Origin of the sequence: Chitinophaga sp. (assembly GCF_035564935.1) — a bacterium.
In the GTDB taxonomy this organism is placed as follows: domain Bacteria; phylum Bacteroidota; class Bacteroidia; order Chitinophagales; family Chitinophagaceae; genus Chitinophaga.
Genome location: NZ_DATMTE010000036.1, coordinates 1 through 1,616 on the forward strand (window position 1 = coordinate 1; position 1,616 = coordinate 1,616).

A 1,616-nucleotide genomic window follows, 5' to 3' on the forward strand; every position below is an offset into this window, starting at 1 on the left:
CAGCCTGCATACCAGTAAGGCATTCTTTCCTTACACCAATATGCCAAAGGTGTACTGCTATGATGACCTGGGACTGGAACAGATACTGAACTATTGGGGAAATAGTTGCAACGTGATGGGTGAAATCCTGCTATCCCGGTATGACCTGATGATCTCCAATAAGATGATCACCCATGTAACCACGAATCTGAACACTGCAGAGTTGGAGCATAAATACGGGAACAGGCTGAGAAGCAGGATGAGAGCCATGTTTAACCTTCTTTCGTTTGATCCTGCCTCAAAGGATAAGAGAAAGTAATTTACGATCAATGCGGAACACACCGTGCCCCGGGGTTAAGTAAAGCAGGAGGCACCCGCAATAGCGGATGCCTCTCATCAAACAATCCGTGAGGTGTTACACCTTAACCCGGTTGTTGCTGCAATAACGGCTATTAGCCTTCTTTCAGGACTGTTGCCTGGCTTACACCACTCATCACGGTACCAGCTACCGCGAGGTACCCCGCTATTTTAATAACAATAGCCGGTATGGCGGGTACTCCCATTAATGCCCCGCTTATCGCAGTGAGAAGGAGGCCGATATTGCGTAGTTTGCTGAAAAACGGCGGTGTTGCTGCCGTGAGTCGTTCTGTAACTTTCATACACAATTTTTAAAGATGAATTAATACAACCATTAGAGGTCAATGGTGTCATTACGGCCCCGGTGGAGGAGGAACGGCCCCGGAAATACTCACCAGCGACAGGGCGTTCAACGCCCCGTTTTTAAGGCCATACTTCGTACCATTCACCTCCTGGTAAAACACGATGCCTGCCGCCAGGAACAGCGGTTGCGTACTATTGGCCGCCACATTGATGGCTAAGCTTAACACCTCCGTTGCTGTTTCGTTAATGGGCAGTGCTGTGCTGTCAGCCGTGCCATTCACGAATGTGCCAGCCTCAAAGTCAATCGCGGCACCGGCAGCAATGACCTTAAAGTGCGTAGCGCCACCGGGTATAGCAACCATGTTGATGGGGATGAAAGAGGGCAAATCCACTTTGAGTACACCCGTAGCCCTGTCAATAGATGGGGTAAAAGGCGCAAACAACGTGCTGCCGAGAGCGGCCTTGGCATTGAAGTTAAAACCGGTCAGCAGCTCGGCTTCGCCATCAATAACATTACGCTGGCCTCTTGGGTTGGTGGCATCTGCCCGGATTACTTTCATCATCTCGCGTACCATACGTGAAAACATATAGCTGTCGCTGACGTTTAAGAGCACCGACTGAAAGGCGGTACGCAGCAGTTTGGTGGCTTTCCCCGCCCTGCCAAATTCGGCGCCATTTTCACGCGTACGTTCAAACGCGGGATCGTTTTTAATGCGGTTTGCATCAATTCCTGATTTTTCCCGTGCTCTCGCCCCGGACTTTGATTTGAAAAAGGTAATGTTGCCAATCGTACCTTTTAAAGGAATAATACCGCTTTGTTCTGCCATTGGATATTAATTTTGAATAAGAAGAAAAGGGTTTCTCATAGCCAACCCTGTTAGGCTTTCACCTGCGCAGTGTGTAAATTGGTAGTTAACTATGTCAAACCTATGCTGCTATTTTTATCAAAAGAAATTTCCACATCAATTATATAAGAT

3 protein-coding genes are annotated in these 1,616 nt (G+C 48.1%); 1 reads left to right on the plus strand and 2 read right to left on the minus strand.

Annotation, left to right across the window (positions count from 1 at the left end):
- A partial coding sequence (locus tag VN105_RS01045; RefSeq protein ID WP_325637047.1) for a hypothetical protein occupies positions 1 to 298 on the plus strand: 298 nt, incomplete at its 5' end.
- Positions 299 to 431: 133 nt separating this feature from the next.
- Here the strand turns inward: VN105_RS01045 and VN105_RS01050 are convergent.
- Positions 432 to 638, minus strand: coding sequence for a hypothetical protein (locus tag VN105_RS01050; RefSeq protein ID WP_325637049.1), 207 nt, complete (start codon positions 636 to 638; stop codon positions 432 to 434).
- Positions 639 to 689: 51 nt separating this feature from the next.
- Complete coding sequence (locus tag VN105_RS01055; protein ID WP_325637051.1) at positions 690 to 1,466, minus strand: hypothetical protein; 777 nt, start codon at positions 1,464 to 1,466, stop codon at positions 690 to 692.
- Between the last annotated feature and the right edge of the window lie 150 nt (positions 1,467 to 1,616).